Origin of the sequence: Geothrix sp. SG200 (genome assembly GCF_022808935.1) — a bacterium.
GTDB lineage: Bacteria > Acidobacteriota > Holophagae > Holophagales > Holophagaceae > Geothrix > Geothrix alkalitolerans.
On the sequence record NZ_JAKZFR010000004.1, the window covers coordinates 1 to 23,943 of the forward strand.

The 23,943-nt window shown below is 68.6% G+C and carries 23 protein-coding genes; 10 read left to right on the plus strand and 13 right to left on the minus strand.

Translation table 11 applies throughout. From position 1 onward, the window contains the following. The 3 genes from ML539_RS09245 to nuoF all read left to right on the plus strand — a co-directional run. A partial coding sequence (locus ML539_RS09245) for a YceI family protein (RefSeq protein WP_243322781.1) occupies positions 1–468 on the plus strand: 468 nt, incomplete at its 5' end. 94 nt (positions 469–562) lie between these two features. Next, positions 563–1,138: an NAD(P)H-dependent oxidoreductase subunit E gene (locus tag ML539_RS09250; protein ID WP_243322782.1), complete on the plus strand. Its 576-nt coding sequence runs from the start codon at positions 563–565 to the stop codon at positions 1,136–1,138. Positions 1,139–1,240: 102 nt separating this feature from the next. After that, positions 1,241–2,611: an NADH-quinone oxidoreductase subunit NuoF gene (nuoF, locus tag ML539_RS09255; RefSeq protein ID WP_243322783.1), complete on the plus strand. Its 1,371-nt coding sequence runs from the start codon at positions 1,241–1,243 to the stop codon at positions 2,609–2,611. 72 nt (positions 2,612–2,683) lie between these two features. Here nuoF and ML539_RS09260 read toward each other — a convergent pair whose 3' ends face one another. Continuing rightward, positions 2,684–3,433, minus strand: a complete 750-nt coding sequence (locus ML539_RS09260; protein WP_243322784.1) for a cytidylate kinase-like family protein — start codon at positions 3,431–3,433, stop codon at positions 2,684–2,686. A 123-nt stretch (positions 3,434–3,556) separates the two neighbouring features. Between ML539_RS09260 and ML539_RS09265 the strand changes: the two genes are divergently transcribed. Then, positions 3,557–4,900 (plus strand): metallophosphoesterase, encoded by a 1,344-nt coding sequence (locus ML539_RS09265; protein WP_243322785.1) that lies wholly within the window; start codon positions 3,557–3,559, stop codon positions 4,898–4,900. 34 nt (positions 4,901–4,934) lie between these two features. Here ML539_RS09265 and ML539_RS09270 read toward each other — a convergent pair whose 3' ends face one another. The 5 genes from ML539_RS09270 to ML539_RS09290 form a co-directional block, all read right to left on the minus strand. Beyond that, positions 4,935–5,348, minus strand: coding sequence for a nuclear transport factor 2 family protein (locus ML539_RS09270; protein WP_243322786.1), 414 nt, complete (start codon positions 5,346–5,348; stop codon positions 4,935–4,937). 850 nt (positions 5,349–6,198) lie between these two features. Further along, positions 6,199–6,696, minus strand: coding sequence for a hypothetical protein (locus ML539_RS09275; RefSeq protein ID WP_243322787.1), 498 nt, complete (start codon positions 6,694–6,696; stop codon positions 6,199–6,201). 160 nt (positions 6,697–6,856) lie between these two features. After that, complete coding sequence (gene argF, locus ML539_RS09280) at positions 6,857–7,849, minus strand: ornithine carbamoyltransferase (RefSeq protein WP_243322788.1); 993 nt, start codon at positions 7,847–7,849, stop codon at positions 6,857–6,859. 85 nt (positions 7,850–7,934) lie between these two features. Next, positions 7,935–8,261, minus strand: coding sequence for an acetyl-CoA carboxylase biotin carboxyl carrier protein subunit (locus tag ML539_RS09285; RefSeq protein ID WP_243322789.1), 327 nt, complete (start codon positions 8,259–8,261; stop codon positions 7,935–7,937). Positions 8,262–8,271: 10 nt separating this feature from the next. After that, entirely contained in the window at positions 8,272–9,813 is a 1,542-nt protein-coding gene (locus ML539_RS09290) for an acyl-CoA carboxylase subunit beta (RefSeq protein ID WP_243322790.1), read from the minus strand. 205 nt (positions 9,814–10,018) lie between these two features. Between ML539_RS09290 and ML539_RS09295 the strand changes: the two genes are divergently transcribed. Then, positions 10,019–10,447, plus strand: coding sequence for a CBS domain-containing protein (locus tag ML539_RS09295; RefSeq protein ID WP_243322791.1), 429 nt, complete (start codon positions 10,019–10,021; stop codon positions 10,445–10,447). Between the two features lie 16 nt (positions 10,448–10,463). Here the strand turns inward: ML539_RS09295 and ML539_RS09300 are convergent, their stop codons facing one another. Both ML539_RS09300 and ML539_RS09305 read right to left on the minus strand, forming a co-directional pair. Further along, positions 10,464–11,030 (minus strand): hypothetical protein, encoded by a 567-nt coding sequence (locus ML539_RS09300; protein ID WP_243322792.1) that lies wholly within the window; start codon positions 11,028–11,030, stop codon positions 10,464–10,466. 74 nt (positions 11,031–11,104) lie between these two features. Further along, on the minus strand, positions 11,105–12,244 hold the full coding sequence (locus tag ML539_RS09305) for a twin-arginine translocation signal domain-containing protein (protein ID WP_243322793.1): 1,140 nt from the start codon (positions 12,242–12,244) through the stop codon (positions 11,105–11,107). A 91-nt stretch (positions 12,245–12,335) separates the two neighbouring features. Between ML539_RS09305 and ML539_RS09310 the strand changes: the two genes are divergently transcribed. The 4 genes from ML539_RS09310 (at position 12,336) to thrC (ending at position 18,607) form a co-directional block, all read left to right on the plus strand. Continuing rightward, positions 12,336–13,610 carry a hypothetical protein gene (locus ML539_RS09310; RefSeq protein ID WP_243322794.1) on the plus strand — a complete coding sequence of 425 codons (1,275 nt, stop codon included), beginning with the start codon at positions 12,336–12,338 and terminating at the stop codon, positions 13,608–13,610. A gap of 238 nt (positions 13,611–13,848) precedes the next feature. Continuing rightward, entirely contained in the window at positions 13,849–16,332 is a 2,484-nt protein-coding gene (thrA, locus tag ML539_RS09315) for a bifunctional aspartate kinase/homoserine dehydrogenase I (protein ID WP_243322795.1), read from the plus strand. After that, the gene (locus tag ML539_RS09320) at positions 16,329–17,342 is read left to right on the plus strand and encodes a homoserine kinase (RefSeq protein ID WP_243322796.1); all 1,014 of its coding nucleotides are present in this window, start codon (positions 16,329–16,331) and stop codon (positions 17,340–17,342) included. The genes thrA and ML539_RS09320 overlap by 4 nt, the downstream gene beginning before the upstream one ends. Then, complete coding sequence (thrC, locus tag ML539_RS09325; RefSeq protein ID WP_243322797.1) at positions 17,339–18,607, plus strand: threonine synthase; 1,269 nt, start codon at positions 17,339–17,341, stop codon at positions 18,605–18,607. The genes ML539_RS09320 and thrC overlap by 4 nt, the downstream gene beginning before the upstream one ends. An 18-nt stretch (positions 18,608–18,625) precedes the next feature. On the opposite strand, the gene ML539_RS09330 is transcribed toward thrC, so the two are convergent. The 3 genes from ML539_RS09330 to ML539_RS09340 form a co-directional block, all read right to left on the minus strand. Next, positions 18,626–19,048: a cytochrome c gene (locus ML539_RS09330; RefSeq protein WP_243322798.1), complete on the minus strand. Its 423-nt coding sequence runs from the start codon at positions 19,046–19,048 to the stop codon at positions 18,626–18,628. Between the two features lie 197 nt (positions 19,049–19,245). After that, complete coding sequence (locus ML539_RS09335) at positions 19,246–19,728, minus strand: hypothetical protein (RefSeq protein ID WP_243322799.1); 483 nt, start codon at positions 19,726–19,728, stop codon at positions 19,246–19,248. Next, positions 19,718–20,377 carry a glycerophosphodiester phosphodiesterase family protein gene (locus tag ML539_RS09340; RefSeq protein WP_243322800.1) on the minus strand — a complete coding sequence of 220 codons (660 nt, stop codon included), beginning with the start codon at positions 20,375–20,377 and terminating at the stop codon, positions 19,718–19,720. The genes ML539_RS09335 and ML539_RS09340 overlap by 11 nt, the downstream gene beginning before the upstream one ends. A gap of 80 nt (positions 20,378–20,457) precedes the next feature. Between ML539_RS09340 and ML539_RS09345 the strand changes: the two genes are divergently transcribed. Beyond that, positions 20,458–21,618, plus strand: coding sequence for an MFS transporter (locus tag ML539_RS09345; protein WP_243322801.1), 1,161 nt, complete (start codon positions 20,458–20,460; stop codon positions 21,616–21,618). 4 nt (positions 21,619–21,622) lie between these two features. Here ML539_RS09345 and nuoE read toward each other — a convergent pair whose 3' ends face one another. Beyond that, positions 21,623–22,177, minus strand: a complete 555-nt coding sequence (gene nuoE / locus ML539_RS09350; RefSeq protein ID WP_243322802.1) for an NADH-quinone oxidoreductase subunit NuoE — start codon at positions 22,175–22,177, stop codon at positions 21,623–21,625. Continuing rightward, the gene (locus ML539_RS09355) at positions 22,174–23,937 is read right to left on the minus strand and encodes an NADH-dependent [FeFe] hydrogenase, group A6 (protein ID WP_243322803.1); all 1,764 of its coding nucleotides are present in this window, start codon (positions 23,935–23,937) and stop codon (positions 22,174–22,176) included. The genes nuoE and ML539_RS09355 overlap by 4 nt, the downstream gene beginning before the upstream one ends. Positions 23,938–23,943 lie beyond the last annotated feature (6 nt).

Sequence of the window (23,943 nt, forward strand, 5' to 3'; positions counted from 1 at the left end):
CTCGCCAAGGTCAGCGGCCGCTTCACGAAGTTCGAAGGCACCATCCAGGTCGACACCGCCGACATCAGCAAGTCCAGCGTGGCCGTCACCATCGATGCCGCCAGCCTGACCACGGACAACGAGGCCCGCGACAAGCACCTGAAGTCCCCGGACTTCTTCGACGTGGCGAAGTACCCCACCATCACCTTCAAGAGCACCTCCGTGAAGGAAGTGGCCAAGGGCAAGCTGGAGATCACCGGCGACTTCACCCTGCATGGCGTGACCAAGCGCATCACCTTCCCCATCACCAACGCGGGGACCCAGCCCGGCATGGCGCCCGGCAGCGTGGTGGCAGGCTTCATCGACGGGGCCCTCAGCCTCAACCGCAACGAGTACGGCATCAAGACCTTCCCCGGCGTCATCGGCGAGACCGTCGCCGTCAGCCTGAACGCCGAGGCCGGCAAGGTCGCCCAGACCGCCCAGAAGTAACCGGGCATCCCGTTTCGTGATGGGGGGCACAGGGGTTTACCCCGGTGCCCCCCAGCGTCTTTGGGCTAAACTGGCCGTTCATGCGAGCGCGCCCATGAACCATCCTCTGCCTCCCGAGACCTCGAACGAGCCCCTGGCCCCGGGCCAGCGGCTGCCGGAATCCGAGCGAAAGGAATTCAGCCCGGAAGCCCTGGCGGAGATCCAGGCCCTCATGGTCAAGTTCCCGGACAAGCTCGCGGCCACGCTGCCGGCCCTGCACATCGCCCAGCGCGAGTTCGGCTTCGTGAGCCTCTCGGCCATGAAGGCCGTGGCCAAGGCCATCGGCATCCCCGAGGGCCATGTCTTCGGCGTCGCCACCTTCTACACGATGTACCAGAAGGCCCCGGTGGGTCAGTTCCACCTCCAGGTCTGCACCAACATCAGCTGCGCCCTGCGCGGCGCCGCCCAGCTGCTGGAGAAGGTCTGCGAGAAGACCGGCGTGAAGCCCGGCCAGGGCCCCAGCGCCGACGGGATGTGGAGCGTGGAGGAGGTCGAGTGCCTCGCCGGCTGCGGCAGCGGCCCCTGCGTGCAGGTGAACCACGATGTCTACGACGAGTTCGTGGACGAGAAGAAGCTCATCGAGGTCATGGAAGCCTGCAAGCGGGGCGATTACCGGCCTTGGGCACATTGATGTTGTCAGGTGGAACTGCCTGCTCGCGCTGCTCGCGATGTTCCCCCTGGCCCCCGCTTCTCAGCCGGCAAAGCCGTCTTCGCAGCCAATCGAGGTAACCCAATGGCCGCCATTCGCACCAAGCCCGATCCCCAGATCTACACCTTCCCCGGCTTCGGCACGGACAAGTACCCGAACCTGATGCTCCGCGGGGCGGGGGACCTGGACAACTGGCACCTCAAGGTCTACGAGCAGAAGCACGAGGGCTACGTGGCCCTGAAGGCCGCGTTGAAAATGGAGCCGGTGGCCGTGGTCGAGGAGATGAAGACCTCCGGCATCCGCGGCCGCGGCGGCGCGGGCTTCCCCTGCGGCCTGAAGTGGTCCTTCATGCCCAAGGACACGCCCGAGCGGAAGTTCACGCGCTACCTCGTCTGCAATGGCGACGAGGGCGAGCCCGGCACCTTCAAGGACCGCGCCATCCTCGAGTACAACCCGCACCAGCTCATCGAGGGCATGATCATCGGCGGCTGGGCCATGCAGTGCAAGCTGGGCTTCGTCTACATCCGCGGCGAGTTCCTCTGGCTCATCGAGAAGCTGGAGGCCGCCATCCAGCAGGCCCGCGACGCCGGCTACCTCGGCAAGAACATCCTGGGCACGGGCTGGGACTACGACATCCTCGTCTACCGCGGCGCCGGCGCCTACATCTGCGGCGAGGAGACGGCCCTGCTGAACTCGCTGGAGGGCCGCCGGGGCGAGCCCCGCGTGAAGCCGCCCTTTCCGGCGGCCAAGGGCGCCTTCGGCCAGCCCACCACCGTGAACAACGTGGAGACGCTCGCGGCCGTGCCCCCCATCCTCCGCATGGGCGGCGCCGAGTACGCCAAGCTGGGCACGCCCAAGAACACGGGCACCCGCATCTTCGGCGTCAGCGGCCACGTGAAGCGCCCGGGCCTCTTCGAGCTGCCCCTGGGCACGCCCATGGACTTCGTCGTGAACGAGCTGGCGGGCGGCTCCAGCACCGGCAAGAAGATCAAGGCGATCATCCCCGGCGGCGCCAGCGCCCCCATGTTCGACGAGAAGGACTTCGACTGCCCGCTGGACTTCGACACCGTGAAGGCGCGGGGCTCCATGGCCGGCTCCGGCGGCCTCATCTGCATGGACGAGGACACCTGCATGGTGCAGGCCACCCTGCGCCTGATCCGCTTCTACGCCCACGAGAGCTGCGGCCAGTGCACGCCCTGCCGCGAAGGCTGCAACTGGATGGAGATGGTGCTCTACCGCATCGAGCACGGCGAGGGCCGCATGGAGGACCTGGACCTGCTGGCCAGCCTCACGCCCCGCATCGGCCTGCGGACGCTGTGTCCCCTCGGCGACGCCGCCTGCGGCCCCATGGACTCGGCGCTCCAGAAGTTCCGCCACGAGTTCGAGCATCACATCACCCACAAGACCTGCTACGCCCAAGGCTCGCGGCTGCTGACCGCGGTGGGTGCGCACTAGCGGCCATCCTTCCGTTCCGCAGAACCGGGCGCCGACGGCGCCCGGTTCCTTGTTCGGGAAAGGTCGCGCCACTCAGGAGCCGACCAGGGTCGGGTGCGCGGGGCCGGCCTTGTAGCCGCCCTTCAGATCAGGCCAGCCGCATTCGACAAGCCGGAGGCACGCCTGGGCGACGCTTTCCACCCGCTGTCGTCCGTTGTTGAAGACGGCGTCGTACCAGTGGAAGGAGGTGATGTCCGTGTGCAGGCACTCGCTGATGAACTTCTCCCGCAGCTTGGACTGGACCCGGACCACGTCCCCGGCGTCCTCCATGGGCATCTCGAGGCGACGCGCGATGGATCGTACGCGGAAATCGAAGCTGCCCACCAGGCGGAAATGGAAGCAGTTCTTCATGTCCTGGCAGACGACAGCCCCGCCCCGGCCGACGATGATCGCGCCCCCGGCCATGGCGATGGGGACCAGGTGCTGCACCACCTTGGCGTAGGCGTCATCGTGGGTGAGGAAGCCGAAATGTGTCCGGAGGACATCCTGGGCGTGGCTTTCGTTCCCGAGGTGGGCCAGGAGCTCCCGGGAGAGCTTTTCGTCAGAGGCCACCTGATCCACCAGCGCCTTGTCGAAGATGGTCCAGGGCAGGCCTGTCACCTCGTCGAGGAGGGTCTTCAGGTGGAGGGCCAGGGGATAGCCCTGGCAACCGAACTCCCTGGAGATGGTGATGGTGGGCAGGATCCGCCTTTGATGGGAGCGCGCGAGCCGCTCCTGCAGCTCGGTCCACGTGCATTCCCGCTTCTCGATGCTCGGGACGAGGGACGCCAGGGGCTTGGGCATACGACCTCCAGTGGCGGGACAGCCAGGCGAGGACGGCCGGCGCTTGGAGCATAAGGCCTTCCTGGGCACAGGCAAGGCCCGGATCGTCTGGAGCCTCCAGGGAGGACCACCTACCCTGGAAGGATGCGCCTGGCCATCCTCCTCCTCCTCCTTGCCTCGCTCCTCCGGGCCCAGGAGGTCTTCCTGGTGCAGCCCTACCTGCAGCTGGGTGATGCTCCGAAGGCGGCGGCTGTGGACCGGCTGGATCTGTTGTGGCAGACCGAGGATCGCGACGCCGCCTGGCGCGTGGAGGTGAAGGCCGGCGGCCGCTGGAAGCCCCTGCCGCCCGCCTTCCGGCGGCTGGATGCGCCGCCCCTGCCGCCCCACCGCATCTACCGGGCCACCCTGAAGGACCTGCCGCCGGGGGCCCGCGTGCCCTACCGGGTGAAGCGGGATGGCGCGGTGGTGTTCGAGGCTCAGGCGCAAGTGCGCAAGCCTGACGCCCATCGGATGGTGGTGTTCGGGGATGCGGCGGACGGGTCGCGTGAACAGGCGGCCCTCGCGCAGGCCGTGGCGGGCGCGCATCCGGACGCAGTCCTCCTTGTCGGGGACCTGGTCTATGGCATGGGCCTGGCCTCCGAGTACCGCCAACGCTTCTTCCCGATCTACAACGGCGGCTCCCGCCCGCTCATGGCGCAGGTGCCGTTCCTGGGCCTGCCCGGCAATCACGACGTGCCGTTCCGCCGCGCACCGGATGCGGCCGCCTATTTCGCCTACTGGTCCCTGCCCCTGAACGGGCCCGCCCTGGAGCCCGGCGGGCCGAACGCCGCGCCCGTCGTGGCCGGCGTGCACGATGCCATGGTGGCTGCCGCGGGTCCGGCCTTTCCCCGCATGGCCAGCTACAGCTTCGACTACGGCAGGGTCCACTGGACCGTGCTGGATTCCAACGTCTACACGGATTGGACGAGCCCGGTCCTGAGGGCCTGGCTGGAAGCCGACCTGAAGGCCGCGAAGGCGGCCACCTGGCGCATCGTGGCCCTCCACCACCCCCTGTTCCAGAGCTCCCGCAGCCACATGGATGACCAGTGGATGCGCCCCATCAGCCCCGTCCTCGAGAAGTACGGCGTGGACCTGGTGCTGGCCGGCCATGTCCACAACTACCAGCGGACGGCTCCCCTCCGCTTCACGCCCACGAAGGTGGGGCCCCGGGGCAGGCCGGTGGAGGGCACCTTCACCGTCGACGAGGCCTTCGACGGCAAGACGATCACCCGGGCGAAGGGCGTCGTCCACATCGTCACGGGCGCCGGCGGGGCCGAGCTCTACGACCGCTGGCAGACGGATGTCCGCGCCAGCTGGCAGCCCTGGACCCGCGCCTTCGTCTCCGACCGGCATTCCTTCACGGTGCTGGACGTGGACGGCCGCGAGTTGAGGCTGCGGCAACTGGATGCCGAAGGGCGGGAGCTGGACGCCCTGACGCTCACGAAGTGAGCTTGTCAGGGGCCGCTGGGACCGTGCGGGGAACCTAGCGTTTCCCCGAGGCGAGCGAATAGGCGCGGATCTTGTGGTCCCGCATCTCGAAGATCCAGGTGTCAGACCAGATGGCGTCGGTTTGGACCTTGACCCGGGCCTGGATCGAGCCCTGGACCACCGTCAACGTCCCGACCTCCACGCGGAGGTCGGGGTGCTTGCGGAAGGTGGTCTGGAAGAAGGCCCGGATCTGCGGCTTCGAAAGGGTTCCGCCGGACCCCTGGAAGACGGCGTCCTCGGTCAGGCACCGCATCATCCCCTCGAGATCCCGGCGGCCGTAGGCGTTAAGGAAATCAAGGACGATCTTGGCGTTCGCGTCGCTGGGGAATGGTTGAGAGACAGGTGACGGGTGACACGAGGCCAGAAACACGGCCATGGAGAGTGCGAGGAACTCTACAGGGTGCTTCATGGGACTGCCTCCCAGAACTGTTGAGTCCCTGAACTGACCTGCCAGGTGGGATTCTACCGCCTGAAATAGGATGGGTTGGTGGCTCGGGTGACCTGTAGCTATTCACGGCGCCGGCAAAGGAGAGTTGAGTGCCATCACGATGACGAGGTGATCGAATGGTTGACGAACGAAGCGAATCCAACCCGCCCGTACTGATGCGCTGAACGGAATCAAGGAAGCGAAAAGTTGGGAGAGCGGAACGCAATGCTGAACGGGCCCGAGTGGAGCGGAAGGCTAGGCGAGCTTAAGGCGAATAAAGGGTTTATTGGTCTGTTCTGAAAATATCGCATTTCCCATTTGCATCAATGGATAGCCGGTAGAACTTGGTTTCACCGGCCTTTATTACCGATTCTCGCTGTGTCCAATTATCGCTGCCGACCGCACAAAGGCCACGACCTAACGGATCTCTGCCGACTCGGAACAGAATTTCTCCCGGAGGCACGAAAAGATCCACACGCTCCGCTACCGCCATTCGGGCAGCAAGCACCCCATTTATATGGACTGCATAGAAGCAACCACTGCCACCGAATCCTTCGTCTCGAATCACTACGATATGAGCTGATCGCTCTTCTGTGGGTGCCTTGAATTCCAAGATTCGATTTGCCTCGATCGGCCGAGCATTCGGAACTGCAACGGGCGTAGTCGCGCAACCCAAGAAGAGTCCGACGAAGATTACGGCATACGAAACACTTCGTTTCATGGTTACCCCTGATGGGCGTTCTCAGGTTCGCTTCCGGAATTCTTCGTGTATTTTGTTGATCGACGTCCGTGGAGGGGCCCTAATAAGGGATTAACCGAAACTCACCGATGTCTATCGCCCGAAGCTGATCGAGTACGTCAGAGGCTTCGGCAGCTGGGGGCTCTTCACTGTGGCGGTGAGGGTCAGCGCCTTGCCGTCGGGGCTCAGCTTGAAGAGGTTGGTGCGCTCGCCGTCCTCGTTCTTGAAGGTCTGGACGAGCTGGTCCTTGCCCACCTGGGCGGCCACCATGAACTTCTCGCCGTCCTCGCGGGTCCAGGGCGCGGCCTTGCCGCCGGCGGGCATGAGGATGGGGGCCCGGTCGTCCAGCTTCACGGCCACGCCCTTGTCGGTGATGGTGATGGTGACCTTCCGGTAGGCGGGGTTCAGCTTCCTGAGCCGCCCTCGGGCGATGGGTCGCTTGTAGAAGGCCATCTCCTTCACCGTGGCGTCGATGGCCGCGGCGATGTCATCGGCCTTGGTCTGGGTCCAGGCGCCGGAGAGGGGAGGCTCCTGGGCCGCTAGGGACAGGGCCGCGAGTACAGGTACGATGAACAGCCGGGCTGCGCGCATGGGGACCTCCGTGGAATGGGTGGTCCCACCATAGCACCGGGTGGTCCGCGGCAACACCTTCAAACGCCAACCGGAGAGAACGCCGAGAACAAGGAGAAAAATATCCTCTGCGCTCTCTGCGTTCTCTGCGGTGAAACAACCGATGGGGCTGGGTCGTCCCCTACCCGATGGTCGCCACCATGACGGCCTTGATGGTGTGCATGCGATTCTCGGCTTCGTCGAAAACCACGCTGTGGCGGGACCGGAAGACCTCGTCCGTCACCTCGCGGATGTCGTGGCCGAGAGCCTTCTGCTCCTTGGCCAGCTTGGTCTCGAAGTCGTGGAAGGCGGGCAGGCAGTGGAGGAACTTCACGTCCGGGTTGCCGGTCTTCTGCACCATCTCCATCGTGACCTTGAAGGGCGTGAGCAGCTTCACGCGCTGGGGGATCTGGTCCTCCTCGCCCATGCTGGCCCAGACATCGGTGTAGAGCACATCGGCGTCCTTGACGGCGGCGGCGACGTCATCGGTGACCTCGATGGTGGCGCCGGTCTCCTCGGCGGCCTTGCGGGCGGCGGCCAGCACGGCGGGATCGGGGGCGAGGTCGTTCGGCCCCAGGGCCACCATGTGCATGCCGGTCTTGGCGGCGCCGTACATGAGGGCGTAGCTCATGTTGTTGCGGATGTCGCCGCAAAATACCAGCTTCACCTTGTTCAGGGGCTTGGCCACGTGCTCTTCGATGGTGAGGAAGTCGGCGAGGATCTGCGTCGGGTGGTCGGTGTCCGTGAGGCCGTTCCACACGGGCACGCCGCTGTGCTGGGCCAGGGCCTCCACGACTTCCTGCTTGTAGCCGCGGTACTCGATGCCGTCGTAGAAGCGACCCAGCACCTTGGCGCTGTCCTCAATGGATTCCTTCTTGCCGACCTGGGAGCTGGCGCTGTCCAGGAAGGTCACGTGGGCGCCTTCCTCGAGCGCGCCGACCTCGAAGGCGCAGCGGGTGCGGGTACTGGTCTTCTCGAAGAGCAGCACGATGTTCTTGCCCTTCAGGGCCTCGCCGTGGAGGCCCATGCGCTTCTTGGCCTTCAGGTCCCGGGAAAGGTCCAGGAGGTAGCGCACCTCCAGGGGGGTGAAGTCCATCAGCGTGAGAAAGCTGCGTCCCTTGAGGTTGACGGCCATGGGGTCCTCCGAAGCGAATCCAGGCCCCAGGGTAGCCGCCCGCCGGGGTGACGGCGGTCCGGAAGGGGCCGGCCCGAACCCCGGTTTACAGAGTGTCAGAGGCCGTCCGGAGGGTCACCAGCAGCTGCCCCTTGGCCACGGTCGCGCCGGGGGCCGCGGTCACGTCGAGCACGGTGCCGTCCGAGGGGGCCGCCACGTGATTCTGCATCTTCATGGCCTCGAGGACGAGAAGGCTCTGGCCGCGGCGCACGAGGTCCCCGGGCTTCACGAGGACTTCCAGGACGAGGCCGGGGATGAAGGCCGTGATCCGGCCCGGGTCCCTGGGTGTGTAGGCCTTCCGGAGGGTGTACTTCCGGGTGTGGGCCGTTTCGTAGACGGTGTCGTTCAGGGTGAGGGTCTGGCGCGTGGTCATGGAGGCTCGCTCAGAAGGGGGGCACGCCGTGCTTCCGGGCGGGCCGCGGCTCGTCCTTCTGCTCGGAGATCGCCAGGGCGTGGAGCAGGAAGTCGCGGGTCTGCCGGGGGGCGATGACCGCATCCACATGCCCATTGGCCGCGGCGACGTAGGGGCTGGCGAATTTCTCGGTGTATTCCTGGACCTTCTGCTTCCGGAAGGCCTCGGGATCGGCCGCGGCGGCGATCTCGCCCTTGAAGATGATGTTGGCGGCGCCCTCGGGGCCCATGACGGCGATCTCGGCGCAGGGCCAGGCGAAGACGAAGTCGGCGCCCAGGTGGCGGGAGCACATGGCGATGTAGCCGCCTCCGTAGGCCTTGCGCAGGATGACCGTGATCTTGGGGACCGTGGCCTCGCTGTAGGCGTAGAGCAGTTTGGCGCCGTGGCGGATGACCCCGGCGTGCTCCTGGTCCACGCCCGGCAGGTAGCCCGGCAGGTCCACGAAGGTCACCAGGGGGATGTTGAAGGCGTCGCAGAAGCGGATGAACCTCGCGGCCTTGTCCGAGCTGTCCACATCGAGGACGCCGGCCAGCACGGCGGGCTGGTTGGCCACCATGCCCACGGTGCGGCCGTTCATGCGGGCGAACCCCACCACGATGTTGGCGGCCCAGAGGGCCTGGACCTCCATGAAGTCCGAGCCGTCGCAGACGGCCCGCAGCACGTCGCGCACATCGTAGGGCCGGTGGGCCTCGGAGGGGATGATGCGCTCCAGGTCCTCCTCGGTGCGGGAGGGGCTGGTATTGAAGGGGTCGGCCTTCTTGCGGTTGTTCCAGGGGATGAAGGTGACCAGGCGCTTCACCTGCTCGAAGCACGTGGCCTCGCTTTCCGCATAGAAATGGGCATTGCCCGAGATCTCGGACTGCACCCGGGCCCCGCCCAGGTCCTCCATGGAGATCTCCTCGCCCAGCACGGTCTTGATGACCTCCGGGCCCGTGATGAACATCTTGGAGATCTTGTCCACCACGAAGACGAAGTCCGTGAGGGCCGGGGAGTACACCGCTCCGCCCGCGCAGGGGCCCAGGATGATGGAGATCTGGGGGATGACGCCCGATGCCAGGGTGTTGCGGTAGAAGATCTCGCCATAGCCCGCCAGGGAGTTCACTCCCTCCTGGATGCGGGCCCCGCCGGAATCGTTGATGCCGATGAGGGGGATGCCCAGCTTGATGGCGTGGTCCATGATCTTGGTGATCTTGCGGGCGTGGGCCAGGCCCAGGCTGCCGCCGGCCACGGTGAAGTCCTGCGCGTAGATGGCCACCGGGTGGCCCGCGATGGTGCCCGTGCCGGTGATGACGCCGTCTCCGGGCAGCTGCTTCTTGGCCATGCCGAAGTCGGAGCACTTGTGTTCCACGAAGAGGTCGTACTCATGGAAGGACTCGGGATCGAGGATGGCGGTGATGCGCTCCCGGGCCAGGAGCTTGCCCTGGGCAGCCTGCTTCCGGGCCGCCTCCGGATGGGGCTCCGTGGCTTCGGCTTGGCGGGCGGCGTGATCCTTGAGTTTCCGGGGGAGGGACATGGGCGATCCTTCGAGGCATTCCGCGGCCCTGAGCGCAGGTCCGGGCAGGCTTTCAAAAAGCTGACCCATGCATCATAAATGCGTTGTCCCGGGAAAATCCACGCCAAGGATCACGAATTCCCCGAACCGGAGGGTCCCACTGAGCCCCCCTTGGCCGTATAGTCAGGGCCATCCATTCCATCCAGTCCGGCGCCGGGAGGCACGCATGCGACCACTCGCCCAGTTGATCCAAGGCAAGAAGGCCCTGGTGTCGGTAGGCCCCGACGACACGGTGTTCACCGCGCTGACCCTGCTGGCCCAGCACGACATCGGCGCCCTGCTGGTGCTGGAAGGAGGTCGCCTGGTGGGGATCTTCTCGGAGCGGGACTACGCGCGGAAGATCATCCTCAAGGGCAAGTCCTCGAAGGACACCCTCGTGCGGGAGATCATGAGCGAGCGGGTGAGCTGCGTGACCCTGGGGGAGTCCGTGGAGGAGTGCATGGCCCTCATGACGGGCAAGCACATCCGCCACCTGCCGGTCCTTTCGGAGGACAACGAGGTGCTGGGCATCCTCTCCATCGGCGACCTGGTGAAGGAAACCATCTCCGACCAGCAGTTCACCATCGATCAGCTGGTGCACTACATCCAGAACTGAGCCGCTCGGCCGGCGTCTAGCCCCGGGTCTTCTCCGGGACCTTGTTGTGCCGGTAGGAGCCGAGCAGGAGGTTGGGCCCCTGCTGGGCCACGCCGTCCTCCAGGGGCTCGGCGCCGTAGTAGAACTGGTGCTGCATGTAGACCAGCGAATGCCCGGCGAGCTCCGGGAGGCTTCGCAGCACGGCGAAGGCCAGGTGGATGAGCGCATCCGTCGTCTGGTACTGGGTCATGGAGACGCGGTCGAGGAGCAGGTGGTCCTCGTACTTGTTCATGGGGCGGGAATAGAAGATGGTCTTCCCGTTGAACAGGATGTCCGTTCCATCCGTGGCGATGGTGTAGGTCTTGCCCTTGTCCGTGACCTCGAACTTGAAGGCCGTGCCCCGCTTGAAGGCGGTCATCAGGCTCTGGAACTTCGGGTGATCCAGGTAGGCCGCCCCGAAGTTGACCTTCTTCACGGCGGGCTTCATCTCCTTCGCCGTGGGACCGTACATCATGCGGTTGTAGCGCATGAGCTCCTGGCGCTGCTCCGGCGTCTGCTTCTTCGGCTTGTCCTTCTTGGGCGCTTTATCGGGCTGGGAGGTCATGGGGATCCTTGTCGCTCGCCGTGGATGCAGGCCATTGTCGCATGGGGCCTGCGTCCACGGCGGGGCGGATCCGGTCAGCCCTTGGCTTTAGAGGCCTCGCGCCAGGCTGCGATGAGCTTGGCCTCCTGCTCGGCGCTGGGACCGGCGAGACGGGTGCGGCCCTTCTCCACCTTCTCCTGGGTCTTGTACCAGGCCAGGGTGTCCTTGACGGTCTCGAGGGCGGGGCGGAAGCGCAGGCCGGCCTTCACGGCCCGGTCGTTGCGCCAGGTGTGGAAGCCCTTGGTCTCGCCCGCGTAGGGGGCCCAGATGGGGAACTCGATGTCCTTCTGCTTGGCGAGGAAGTCCGTGGGGATCCACACGGGCTTGGCATTCGCGTTCCCACCCTTCTGGAAGGCCTCCACCAGGCTGCCCCAGGCCAGGCGCTTCTCCGGGCCGCAGGCGTTGAAGGTGCCCACGGTGCCACGCTCGACCAGGTGCACCAGCCAGGCGGCCAGGTCGCGCACGTCGATGATCTGCACCGGGTCCGAGGCGCCGCCGGGCACGGCGAGCTCGCCGCCCCTGTCGAAGCGCACGGGCCAGTAGGTGAAGCGGCCGGAGGGGTCGTCGGGGCCCACGATGTAGCCGGGGCGGATGACCGCCGCGCGGCCGGGCAGGGCCTTCTGGGCCGCCTGCTCGCAGAGGGCCTTGAGCCCGCCGTAGTTCTGGAACTCCTTGCCCATCTCCTCCACGGCGGGATCAGCCAGGGTGGCCAGGGGCGCATCCTCGGTGCCGTTCTCGGGGTTGGGCTCCTTGTAGGCGCTGATGCTGGAGATGATCAGGTACTGCTTCACGCGCGGAGCCAGCAGGCCGGCGGAGGCGGCCACCATGCGCGGGTAGTAGGCGCTGTTGTCGATGACGGCGTCCCAGGTGCCCGTCTCCAGGGCCTTCAGGCCTTCGCCCTTCTTGGGGTCCCGGTCGCCGTGCAGCTTCTCCACGCCGGGGAAGAGGTCGGGGCGCGTCTTCCCGCGGTTGAACATGGTCACGTGGTGGCCGCGGCTCTGGGCGATCTCGATGGTGGCGGGGCCCAGGAAGCCCGTGCCGCCCAGGATGAGGATGCGCTTGGGGGCGGCCTTGGCCGCTCGATCAGCGGGGGCGGCGGACAGGTCCAGGCCGGTGGCGGCCAGGGCCGAGGCAGCGGCGGACCACTGGAGGAACTCGCGGCGGGAGACGGTCATGGGAACCTCCGGCGGACAGGATGAGATTGATGCATCGTGAATCGATATATACTCCTTCCGTTCGCACCCGCAACATCTTTTCCGGAGTCCCATGACGCCCGCCCGCCTGCTCCGCCGCCTCGTGATGCTGGAGGAGGGCGAGGCCCCGGCTCTGGCCTGGTCCTCTCTGTATTTCTTCCTGCTGCTCTTCGGCTACTACCTGCTGCGGCCCGTGCGCGAGGCCATGGGCATCGCCCGGGGCGCGGACAAGCTGCCCTGGCTCATGACGGGCACCCTGCTGGCCATGGCCCTGGCGAACCCGGCCTTCGCGGCCCTGGTGTCGCGGCTGCCGCGCCGGCGCTTCATCCCCTGGGCCTACCGCTTCTTCGCGCTGAACATGGCGGCCTTCTTCCTGGCCTTCCGCCTGCTGCCGGGCCACGGCGGCGCGGCGCTGGGCTACGCCTTCTACATCTGGCTCAGCGTCTTCAACCTCTTCGTCGTGTCCGTGTTCTGGGGCCTCATGTCCGACGTGTGGTCGGAGGGGCAAGGCAAGCGGCTCTTCGGGTTCATAGCCATGGGCGGGAGCCTGGGCGCCATCGCCGGCGCGGCGGTGACGGGGGCCCTGACGAAGGGCGCCGCCCTGGGCGGCCTCCAGGTGAAGGTGGATCCCCTCTCCCTCCTGCTGCTCTCCGCGCTGACGCTGGAACTGGCCGTGCAGTGCGTGAAGCGGCTGGCGGCGATCTTCGCCCTGGGCGATGTGGCCCACGGGGCGCGGGAGCCGGGGCCGGGCCTGCTGGCGGGCCTGCGCCTCATCGCCACCTCCCGCTACCTCCAGCTTATCTGCGCCTACATCCTGCTCTTCACCATCACGAGCACCTTCCTCTACCTCCAGCAGGGCGCCATCGTCGAGCGCACCTTCCACGGCACGGCGGCGCGCACGGCGGCCTTCGCCCGCATCGACCTCTGGGTGAACGTCCTCACCCTGGTCACCCAGGTGTTCTTCACGGGCCGCCTCATCACGGCCCTGGGCGTCCCCGTGGTGCTGTCCATCCTCCCGGTGCTGAGCCTGGCGGGCTTCGGCGCCCTGTGGGCCTGGCCCACCTTCGGGGTGATGGCGCTGTTCCAGGTGCTGCGCCGGGGCCTGCACTACGCCGTGGACCGTCCCGCCCGCGAGATCCTCTACATTCCGCTGGGCCCCGAGGAGCGCTACAAGTCGAAGCCCTTCATCGACACCTTCATCTACCGCGGCGGCGACCTCCTGGGCGTGTGGGCACCCACGGCCTTCGCGGCTTTGGCGGTTCCGGTGGGCCTGGCCGCGGTGGGCTGCTCGGGTTTGTGGCTGGGCAGCAGCGTGGCGCTGGGTCGTCGTGTGAAGCAATTTGATTGACTTTCCGCCATCTTCCCAGATGATGTCGGACATGGTTCGAGTGTCTGGACAGTTCCCCGGTGCCTCGCGGGTCTCCGCGATGGGCGCGAAGGTGTCCAGCTTTATGACCATCACCAACGGTACCATTACGCACCCGGACCACCGCGGCGCCTGACCTGACCCTTTCTTCAGATTCGGCCCCGCGCACCCCGCGGGGCTTTCTGTTTTGATCCGACTGTATTGATCCGACGGAGCCCCCATGCAGCCCACCCCCATCCGCGTCATGAAATTCGGCGGCACCAGCGTCGCCGGCGCCGCGCGGCTCCGCACCGTGGCGGACCTGGTGGGCGCCGCCCGGATCACCCACCGCGTCTGCGTCGTGGCCTCCGCCATGGCCGGAGTCACCAACCTCCTGGTGAATGAAGGCCGCGTGCCGGATCCCGCCGCCGCGGACCGGCTCATGGACAGCTTCCGGGCTCTCCACGCCGAGGTGGTGGAGGCCCTGACGGGAGAGCTGGGCCCGGGTGTCGCCGCGCTTCGCGCCGAACTGGACGAGCTGGAGGCCCTGGGCCGCCGCCTGCTCCACGGCATGGCCCTGCTGGAGGAGGGGCCGCCCTCGGTGCAGGCCCAGGTATCCAGCCTGGGCGAGCGGGCCTCCTGCGCCATTCTCGTGGCCCTCCTGGCGGCCCGCGGGCTGGAACCCATCTACCTCGATCCGGTGGCGCACGTGCGCGTGGAGGGCGATCCTCTCCAGGCCCGCCCCTGCCTGGCAGAGACGGAGGTGAGCTTCGCGGCCGTGAAGGCGGGGGAGGGCGGGCTCTGGGTGTTGCCGGGCTTCTTCGGCGGCGACGCGCAGGGACGCATCCTGTCCCTGGGCCGGGGCGGCTCGGACCACAGCGCGGCGCTGGCCTCCGCGGCCCTGGGGGCGGACCTGCTGGAGATCTGGACCGACGTGGTGGGCCTCTACAGCGCCGACCCCCGCCTGGTGCCCGAGGCCTTCCCCCTGCCGGAGGCCAGCTTCGAGGAGGCCATGGAGCTCTCCTTCTTCGGCGCCAAGGTGCTCCATCCCAAGACCATCCCCCCGGTGCGGGAGCAGGGCATCCCCGTGCGGGTGTGCAGCAGCTTCGATCCCGCCCACCCCGGCACCCTCATCCGGGCCTCGGTGCCGCCTCCGCCCAGCGGCGTGCGGGGCATCTCCTTCCTCCGCGGGCTGTCGGTGGTGAACCTCACGGGCCCGGGCATGCTGGGCGTGCCCGGCATCGCGGGCCGCGTGTTCGGCGCCCTGGCGCGCAAGGGCATCTCCGTGGTGCTCATCACCCAGAGTTCGTCCGAGCTGTCCATCTGCTTCGCCGTGCGCCAGGCGGACGGGCCCGGCGCCGTGGCGGCCATCCAGGAGGCCTTCCCCGCGGAGCTGGCGGCGGGCTTCCTGGACCCCCTGGACCTGCGCGACGGCCTCTCGGTCCTCAGCATCGTGGGCGACGGCATGCGCACCCGGGCCGGCGTGGCGGGCACCTTCTTCGACGCCCTGGCGGAGGTGGGCTGCAACGTGGTGGCCATCGCCCAGGGTGCCAGCGAGCGCATCATCTCCGCGGTGGTGGAGGAGCGTGAGGCCGCCCGGGCCATGCCGCACATCCACCGGCGGTTCTTCCGGACCCAGGTGGTGGTGGACGTGCACCTCCTGGGGGCCGGCAACGTGGGGGGGAGCCTCCTGGGCCAGATCCAGCGGCAGCAGCGCAAGCTGGCGGAGCAGGGCCTGGACCTGCGGGTGGCGACCATCGCCACCAGCCGCCGCATGTGCCTGGACGCGAAGGGGCTCGACCTGTACCACTGGCGGGAGGACCTGGCCCAGGGCGAGCCCACGAACCTGGACCGCGTGATGTCCGTGGTCCGCAACGGACCGCCCTCCCTGTCCGTGCTGGTGGACTGCACCACCAGCGGCGACCTGGCGGCCCGGTATCCGGACCTCTTCGACGCGGGCTTCCATGTGGTGACCGCCAACAAGAAGGCCAACAGCGCCTCCCAGGCGTTCTACCGCGAGCTGCGGGAGCGCTCGTCGCGGCGCGGCCTGCGCTTCCTCTACGAGGCCAACGTGGGCGCGGGCCTGCCCATCATCGACACCGTGAAGAACCTGGTGCTCACGGGCGACCGCGTGCTGCGGGCCGAGGGCATCCTCTCGGGCTCCATGTCCTACATCCTGGGCCTCCTGGGGGATGGCGTGCCGCTGTCCGAGGCCGTGCGCTCCGCCAAGGAGAGCGGCTTCACCGAGCCCGATCCCCGGGACGACCTCAGCGGCATGGACGTGGCGCGGAAGCTCCTCATCCTGGCCCGGGAGCTGGGCATGGAGCTGGAGCTGTCGGACGTGGTGGTGGAGGGTCTCCTGCCATCCTCCTTCGACGCCAGCGGCGACATCCCCACCTTCATGGCGCGGCTGCCAGAGCTGGACGCGCCCTTCCGGGACCGTCTGGCCGCTCTGAAGGCGGAGGGCAAGACCCTGCGCTACGTGGGTAGCCTTTCGGACAGCGGCTGTCGCGTCGGTCTCCTGCCGGTGGATGGCGAGCATCCCTTCATGGCCATCAAGGGCGGCGAGAACGCCCTGGCCCTGCTCACCGAGCGCTACCAGCCGCATCCCATGGTCATCCGGGGCTACGGCGCGGGCGCGGAAGTGACGGCCGCGGGCGTGCTGGCGGACGTGCTGCGCCTGGTGCCCGGCGGCGCCCGGCCCTCGCGACGGAGGCCCTCATGATGGATCTGGCCCCTTCCCGGGGCGGCATCACCGCCTTCGCGCCGGCCAGCATCGGCAACTTCGCCGCGGGCTTCGACCTGATGGGCGCGGCCCTCGCGCCCCTGGACGGCACCCTGCTGGGGGATCTGGTCCACGCCGCCCCCGCGGAGGCGTCCTCCTTTCAGCTGGAGGGCCCCTTCGCGGGCCTGCTGGCGGGGGAGGCCCGGCCGAACTTGGTCCAGCGGGCCGCGGAGCTCTTCCGCGAGGCCGCCGCGGCGAAGGGCCGGCCCGTGGGGCCCTTCGCCCTGCGCCTGGAGAAGCGCCTTCCCGTGGCCAGCGGCCTGGGGTCCAGCGCCAGCTCCATCGTGGCCACCCTGGCGGCCCTCCAGGCTCTCTGCGGCGATCCCCTCTCCGTGCCGGAACTGCTGGAGGTGGCGGGGCAGGCGGAGGGCTCCACCAGCGGCGGCGTCCACCTCGACAACGTCGCGCCCTCCCTGCTGGGTGGCCTCCAGCTGACCGTTCCGGGCCGGGACGGCGGGCCCGCGTCGCGGCGTCTGCCCTGGCCCACGGACCTGCTCCTCGTGGTGGCCCATCCCGACTACCAGCTGGCCACCGCCCGGAGCCGGGCCGCCCTGCCGGAGCGCCCGGCCTGGACCGACACCGTGGACTTCGCGGGCAACCTCGCGGGCTTCGTGCATGCCCTGCACACCGGCGACCGGGCCCTCCTGGCGCGCTGCCTCCGGGACCCGCTGGTGGAGACGCACCGCGCCCCCCTGGTGCCGGGCTTCCGGGCCGCCCAGGCGGGTGCCCTGGCCGCCGGGGCCCTGGGCTGTACCTTGTCGGGGTCGGGGCCCTCGATCTTCGCCGTGGTCGGGGACGACGCGGATGCCGACGTGGTCGCCGAGGCCCTCCAGCGGGGCTTCGCGCAGGCCGGCCTCGCCAGCCGGGCCTGGATCTGCGCCCTGGACCTGGAGGGCGCCCGCCTTCTCTCGCCCGTGCCCCGCCCCCTCTTCCTCGAGGCCCAGCCATGAAGCTCGCCAGCACCCGCAATGCTGCCATCCAAGCCACGTTCCTGGAGGCCGCCCACCAGGGCTTGGCCCCGGACGGCGGCCTCTTCGCCCCGGTCGGGATCCCCCGCTTCGCCGACGCGGCGGACCTGCTGAAGCTGGATTTCCAGGCGCGGTCCGTGGAGATCCTCCACCGCTTCCTGGGCGACGAGCTGTCCCGTCCCGAGGTGGAGGGCCTGGCCCGCGCCGCCTTCACCTTCCCCGCGCCCCTGGTGCCCGTGCGATCCGGCCTCTCGGCCCTGGAGCTCTTCCACGGGCCCACGCTGGCCTTCAAGGATTTCGGCGCCCGCTTCCTGGCCCGGGTGCTGGCCCTGGATACCGCCGCCAAGCCCCGCACGGTGCTCACGGCCACCTCCGGCGACACGGGCGCCGCCGTGGCCAGCGCCTTCCTCGGCGTGCCCGGCGTCCGCGCCGTGGTGCTCTACCCCGCGGGCCGCGTGTCGCCCCTGCAGGAGCGCCAGTTCGCCACCTGCGGCGGCAACGTGCTGGCCCTGGCGGTGGACGGCGCCTTCGACGACTGCCAGCGCCTGGTGAAGGGGGCCTTCGAGGATCCGGAGCTGGTGGCGGGGCTGGGGCTGACCTCGGCCAACAGCATCAACATCGCGCGCTTGCTGGCGCAGCTGCTGTACTACTACGAGGCCGCGGCCCAGGCGCAGGAGGGCGGACCCCTCGTGATAGCCGTCCCCAGCGGCAACTTCGGCAACCTCTACGCGGGGCTCCTGGCCCAGGCCACGGGCGCGCCCATCGCCCGCTTCGTGGTGGCCACCAACGCGAACCGGGTGGTGCCCGACTACCTCGACACGGGCGAGTACCGCCCACGGCCCTCCGTGGCCACGCTCTCCAACGCCATGGACGTGGGCGCCCCCAGCAACTGGGAGCGCATCCACGCGCTGTTCCGCGGCGATCACGGCGCCATGGCCGCTGCCCTGCGCTGGGGCAGCCGCACCGACGCGGAGACGCGGCAGACCGTCCTCGACCTCGACCGCGGCGGCTACCTGGCGGATCCTCACGGGGCCGTGGCCTGCGGCGTGCTCCAGGCCCAGCTGCGCGCGGGCGAGCAGGGCATCTTCCTGGCCACCGCGCACCCGGCGAAGTTCCGTGAGTCCCTGGAACCCACCCTGGGCCGGGAGATCCCGCTGCCGAAAGCCCTCGGCGACCTGCTGGACAAGCCCCTCCTTTGCGAGCCCCTGGCCGCGGACCAGGCGGCCCTCAAGCAGCGGCTGAGCTGACCTCCGTTCGGCGCCGAATCACTTGGCCTGGAGGCTTTCGATGTGCCGGGCCAGATTGGCCACGCGCATGCGGACGATCGGTTCCTGGCTGCTGTTCAGGCTGCGGAAGACGGGCCCCCACGCGGGCATGTCCTGGAGGCCGTGGGTCTCGGCGCTCGGTTCGCCACGGATCACCCGGGACACCTGCTCCTTGGGGAAGGCGTCCCTGTTCCGCTGGCTGAGGGTCGTCAGATTGGGGACAGGATGGTGGAGATGGGCCGCCACTGGTCCATTGCCCAGGCCCTTGGATCCGTGGCAGCTGGCGCAGTAGGCCAGGTACATCTCGGATCCCGAGGCGGGCGAGGTGTAGCGTGCGGGGACGCTCTTGATGGCAGGTTGCTGGGCCAGGACGGGCAGGGCGAGGGTGGCGGCGCAGAGGAACGGGACGGCGCGAGAGAACATGGACTTCTCCTGGGGGATGGAACGAAACCGCCCCCGCCCCTTCAGGGCGGAGGGAACGTTCGGCTGCAGCCACCTTTTGGCTCAGCTCAAGCCTGAAGATAGATCTGGGCTTGATTCAAACAAGATCTTCAGATCGTGTTCGACGAAAATGGAAGCCGATCCCTGGGTCGGGTTCACGAACCGTCAAGATCGGCGCCTCACCAGAGGGCGTAGGGGACTTCGCGGTGCCACTGGCCGCCGGGAAGGCCGTGGCGCGTGATCTCGTTGGAGGCCAGATCAAATGTGTAGGCCTGCCGGAAGGGCTTGAACCGGCTCGTGCAGTAGAGGCGCAGGTAGCGGGCCCGGGCCAGGGCGGCCCCGCGCATCAGGATCCAGGTCCCGTCGAAGCACGCAGCGTGGACCAGCACCTGCTCCCCCATGGCCGGGTCCTGATCCACCAGCCGGTACTGGGGGTCGTCGAGGATGGCCTGGAGCACCTGGGCGTAGGGCCGTGTGGCCTTCAGGGCCTCGTGGTCCTCGACCGCCTGCTTGACCTGGCTGCGGCCGGCCTCGGTGTCGGCCAGGGTGGAGAACCAGAGGTTTCCCAGCCAGCCGAAGAGCCAGAGATCCGCCAAGCTCCGCCAGAGCGAGCCGAGGCCCTGGCGGCCTTCGACGATGTGGAAACCGGCTTCAGACCCCATCGGCGATGAGCACGGCTGGGGTGAACGGCAGGTCCTTCGCCTCAGCAGGTGCCTTCATTCCCCAGACCGCCAGTCGGTCCGCGTAGGGCTGCCAGAGGCGGGGCTGGGCCTTCACGGCCTTGAGGGGCGGATGCAGCCAGAGGGCCTCTGGCAGGTCGGCCAGTTCCTCGGGCGTGAGCTCCAGGGCCTCGTCCGCCTCCCACAGGAAGCCGCAGCGGGCGGTCTCGCAGGCGGCCCAGAGCTGGAGCACTTCGCTGTGCTCGAAGCTGCTGAAGAGCACGCGGTCCAGGGCCTCGGCGGCCTCCACCGTGGCCAGGGCCTGCTGCCAGCCGGGCTCGCCCTTCAGTTCCACATTGATGAGCTTGGCGGGCAGCTCCAGCGCGTCCGCCAAGCGGGGCACGGGCTCGCCGTTCTTCAGGGCGGGCAGCTCGGCGGCCTTCATCTTCCGCAGGATCCCCGAGCCGTTGGCCGTGCGGGTCAGGTCATCATCATGGAGGATGGCGCAGACGCCATCGCGGGTGGGCTGCACGTCCAGCTCGAAGCCGTCCATGCCCGCGGCCAGGGCCGCGCGGAAGGCCTCCATGGAATTCTCCAGGTGCTTCGAGGAGAGTCCGCGGTGACCGAGGATGAGGGAGCGGACGGCGGCCATGGCGACTCCAGGGGACGGACCCAGCATAGCGGAGCCGCGCAAGCCCGCGGCCTGCCGAGCGGGGAAGCTATGCTGAAAGGATGGCCCGCGACCCACTCTCCAGGCTCCAGTGGCTGGTCTTCGCCCTGGTCAGCGCGGTGTTCACCACGGTCTACATCCCCCAGCCGGTGCTGCCGGTGCTGCGCCAGACCTTCGGCGTGGGGGAGGGCGCGGCTTCCCTCACGGTGTCGGCCGTGGTGCTGGGCATCGCCCTGGCGAACCTGCCTTTCGGGGCCCTGGCGGACCGCATGGCCATCCGGCCCATCCTGCTCACGGGGGGCCTGGTGGTGACCGCCGCCGGAGTGGCATCGGCCTTGGCGCCGACGTTGCCCCTGCTCGTGGCCGCCCGGTTCGTCCAGGGGCTCTTCGTGCCGGCCCTCACCACCTGCCTGGCCGCCTACCTGGCCCGGGAGATGCCTGCGGAGCGGCTCAACGTGGTGATGGGGTCGTACGTCTCCGCCACCGTGGTGGGTGGGTTATCGGGTCGCCTGCTGGGCGGGTTCGTGCTGCCGCCCGCTCATTGGCGCTGGGCCTTCATCGTGGCGGCGATCCTGCTGCTGGGCGCCACCCTGGCAGCCCATGGAGGCCTGCCGCGGGAGGATCGCGGGGCGGCCCATGGCGCGGAGACCGTGCGCTTCCGGGACGTGCTCTTCCGGCACGACCTGTTCCGCATCTACTGCGTGAGCGGCGGCGGCTTCTTCGTGTTCTCCTCCATCTTCAACTACATGCCCTTCTACCTCCACGGAGCGCCCTTCCGCTGGTCCACGCGCGCCGTGACGCTGCTCTACCTCTCCTACATCGTGGGTGTGGTGGTGGGCCCGCTGGCGGGCCGCCTCAGCAACCGCATCGGCAACGGCACGGCCATGGTGATGGGGTCGCTGGTCTTCGGGGCGGGGCTGGCGGTCACGCTCATCCCGCAGGGGTGGGCCATGGCCCTGGCGCTGGCCCTGGTCTGCGCGGGCTTCTTCACCATCCACGCCTCGGCGGCGGGGGCCCTGAACCGCAAGCTGGCCGCCGGCCGGGGGCGCGCCAACGCCTTCTACGTGCTCTTCTACTACCTGGGCGGCGCCGCGGGAATCACCCTCAGCGGCCACGCCTACCACCTGGCGGGATGGAACGGCGTGGTGGGCCTGGCGGTGGGCGTGCTGCTGGTGCCGCTGAGCACCGGCCTCGTGGAGATGCGAGCCTCGGGGAGGCCGTGACCTTTCAGACCTTCGCCATCTCTTCGGCGGCCCGGGCGAGGTAGCTCTCCAGCAGGGCGGGTACCTGGCCGGGCGCGAGCGGACCGTGCACTTCCTCGCCGATCATCACCACGGGCGCCAGGCCGCAGGTGCCCACGCAGCGGGTGCTCTCCAGGCTGAAGACGCCGTCCTTGCTGGTCTCGCCGAAGTGGATGCCCAGTTCGTCCATGAGCTTCTGGGCCACCTTCTCCGCCCCCTTCACGTAGCAGGCGGTGCCGAGGCAGACGTTGATGAGGAACCGGCCCCGGGGCTGGAGGCGGAAGTAGTGGTAGAAGGTGGCCACGCCCGTGACCTTGGCCAGGGGGATCTGCATGAGCTGGGCCACGGCCTCGAGGTGGCCGGGGCCCAGGTGGCCGAAATGGTCCTGGACCATGTGGAGCGTGGCGATGAGCAGGCTTTCGCTGTGCTCGCGATCCCGGTTCCCGTCGATGAAGGCGAGGACATCCTCGGGGAGCATGGCGCGGTAGCCCCGCTCCAGCTCGGGCCAGTTGTCGGTGGGGCAGTGCGGGCAGGTGGTCATCGGATCCCCCGGGGGGTGCGGGCCGTGTAGTGCGTGTGGAGGAGGGCGTGCGCGGTCGGGCTGAGCGGCTCGCCCAGGAAGGCCTCGTAGAGCTTCTGCACGTCGGGATTGTCGTGGCTGCAGCGGAGGGTCTTGCCCGAGTCGATGCCGTAGAGGGCCCGGGCGCGGCCCTTCGCCAGGTCCCGGTTCATGGTGTAGCTGCCGATCGGGGGATAGGGCTGTCCGCCGCCGCAGATGCAGCCCCCGGGGCAGGCCATGATCTCGATGAGGTGGTACTCCTTTTCGCCCCGCTTCACCGCGTCCAGCAGGACCTTGGCGTTCTGGAGGCCGTTGGCCACGGCCACGTTGAGCGTCTTCCCCGCCAGGGTCACGGAGGTCTCGCGGATCTCGCCCGCGGCGCCGCGCACCTCGGTCAGCTCCAGGTTTCCGAGGTTCCGGCCGGTGAGCTTGAAGGCCGCCGTGCGCAGGGCCGCCTCCATGACGCCGCCCGTGGCCCCGAAGATGTCCGCCGCTCCGGAGGAGGTGCCCAGGGGATGGTCGAACTCGCCGTCCGGCAGCCGCGTGAAATCGATGCCGTAGGACTTGATCATCTGGGCCAGCTCGCGGGTGGTGACGACGGCGTCGGTGGTGGGCCGGCCGTCCAGGGTGTGCTCGGGCCGGGCCGCCTCGAACTTCTTGGCCACGCAGGGCATGACCGAGACCACGTAGATGTCCTTGGGGTCGAGGCCCTTCTGCTGGGCGTAGTAGCTCTTGATGAGGGTGGACTGCATCTGCATCGGGCTCTTGCAGCTCGACATGTGCGGGATCAGCTCGGGGTAGAACTTCTCCAGGAAGCTGACCCAGCCCGGGCTGCAGGAGGTGAGCAGGGGCAGGGGACCGCCGCCCTCCATCCGCCTCAGCAGCTCGTGGGCCTCCTCCATGACGGTGAGGTCTGCGCTGAAGTTGACGTCGAAGACGGCATCGAAGCCCATGCGGCGGAGGGCCGTCACCATCTTTCCCGTGACCGGGGTGCCGACCGGAAGGCCGAAGGCCTCGCCCAGGGCGGCGCGGATGGCGGGCGCGGTGGTGGCCACCACGTGCTTCTCGGTGCGGGGATGGCCCAGGGCCTCCCAGACCCGCTCGGTGTGGTCCTGCTCCAGGAAGGCGGCCGTGGGGCAGACACTCACGCACTGGCCGCACTGGATGCAGGCGCTCTCGTCCATGGGGGCGAGGTTCGCCGGGCCCACCACGGTGGTGAAGCCGCGGCCGTGCTGGCTGAGGTTGGCCACGCCCTGGATCTCGTCGCAGACCCGGATGCAGCGGCCGCAGAGGATGCACTTCTCAGCGTTGCGCACCACGGAGGCGCCGCTGTCGTCCACGGGGAACTGCTTGCGCCGGCCCTCGAAGTGGCGCTCCCGCACGCCCAGCCGGTAGGCGAGGTTCTGCAGCTCGCAGACGCCGTCGCGGTCGCAGGTCTGGCAGTCCTTCGGGTGGTTGTCCAGCAGCAGCTCCACGATGTCGCGCCGGGCCTGCCGGATGACGGGGCTGTTGGTCTGGACCTCCATGCCCTCCCAGGCCGTGGTGGCGCAGGAGGCCAGGCAGTGGTCGAAGCCCTCCACCTGCACCACGCACACGCGGCAGCTGCCTTCGAGGCTGAGGTTCGGGTGGTAGCAGAGGCGCGGGATGTGGATGCCGAGCCGTTCTGCCGCATCCATGACTGTGGTGCCGGCGGGGACCAGGATGGTCTCGCCGTCGATCGTGAGGTTGATCATCTCGGACATGGCGCG

Coding starts and splice junctions, on each gene's coding strand:
- ML539_RS09250 (WP_243322782.1), top strand. CDS start 563: ATGAACCATCCTCTGCCTCCCGAGACCTCGAACGAGCCCCTGGCCCCG.
- nuoF (WP_243322783.1), top strand. CDS start 1,241: ATGGCCGCCATTCGCACCAAGCCCGATCCCCAGATCTACACCTTCCCC.
- ML539_RS09260 (WP_243322784.1), bottom strand. CDS start 3,433: ATGCCCAAGCCCCTGGCGTCCCTCGTCCCGAGCATCGAGAAGCGGGAA.
- ML539_RS09265 (WP_243322785.1), top strand. CDS start 3,557: ATGCGCCTGGCCATCCTCCTCCTCCTCCTTGCCTCGCTCCTCCGGGCC.
- ML539_RS09270 (WP_243322786.1), bottom strand. CDS start 5,348: ATGAAGCACCCTGTAGAGTTCCTCGCACTCTCCATGGCCGTGTTTCTG.
- ML539_RS09275 (WP_243322787.1), bottom strand. CDS start 6,696: ATGCGCGCAGCCCGGCTGTTCATCGTACCTGTACTCGCGGCCCTGTCC.
- argF (WP_243322788.1), bottom strand. CDS start 7,849: ATGGCCGTCAACCTCAAGGGACGCAGCTTTCTCACGCTGATGGACTTC.
- ML539_RS09285 (WP_243322789.1), bottom strand. CDS start 8,261: ATGACCACGCGCCAGACCCTCACCCTGAACGACACCGTCTACGAAACG.
- ML539_RS09290 (WP_243322790.1), bottom strand. CDS start 9,813: ATGTCCCTCCCCCGGAAACTCAAGGATCACGCCGCCCGCCAAGCCGAA.
- ML539_RS09295 (WP_243322791.1), top strand. CDS start 10,019: ATGCGACCACTCGCCCAGTTGATCCAAGGCAAGAAGGCCCTGGTGTCG.
- ML539_RS09300 (WP_243322792.1), bottom strand. CDS start 11,030: ATGACCTCCCAGCCCGATAAAGCGCCCAAGAAGGACAAGCCGAAGAAG.
- ML539_RS09305 (WP_243322793.1), bottom strand. CDS start 12,244: ATGACCGTCTCCCGCCGCGAGTTCCTCCAGTGGTCCGCCGCTGCCTCG.
- ML539_RS09310 (WP_243322794.1), top strand. CDS start 12,336: ATGACGCCCGCCCGCCTGCTCCGCCGCCTCGTGATGCTGGAGGAGGGC.
- thrA (WP_243322795.1), top strand. CDS start 13,849: ATGCAGCCCACCCCCATCCGCGTCATGAAATTCGGCGGCACCAGCGTC.
- ML539_RS09320 (WP_243322796.1), top strand. CDS start 16,329: ATGATGGATCTGGCCCCTTCCCGGGGCGGCATCACCGCCTTCGCGCCG.
- thrC (WP_243322797.1), top strand. CDS start 17,339: ATGAAGCTCGCCAGCACCCGCAATGCTGCCATCCAAGCCACGTTCCTG.
- ML539_RS09330 (WP_243322798.1), bottom strand. CDS start 19,048: ATGTTCTCTCGCGCCGTCCCGTTCCTCTGCGCCGCCACCCTCGCCCTG.
- ML539_RS09335 (WP_243322799.1), bottom strand. CDS start 19,728: ATGGGGTCTGAAGCCGGTTTCCACATCGTCGAAGGCCGCCAGGGCCTC.
- ML539_RS09340 (WP_243322800.1), bottom strand. CDS start 20,377: ATGGCCGCCGTCCGCTCCCTCATCCTCGGTCACCGCGGACTCTCCTCG.
- ML539_RS09345 (WP_243322801.1), top strand. CDS start 20,458: ATGGCCCGCGACCCACTCTCCAGGCTCCAGTGGCTGGTCTTCGCCCTG.
- nuoE (WP_243322802.1), bottom strand. CDS start 22,177: ATGACCACCTGCCCGCACTGCCCCACCGACAACTGGCCCGAGCTGGAG.
- ML539_RS09355 (WP_243322803.1), bottom strand. CDS start 23,937: ATGTCCGAGATGATCAACCTCACGATCGACGGCGAGACCATCCTGGTC.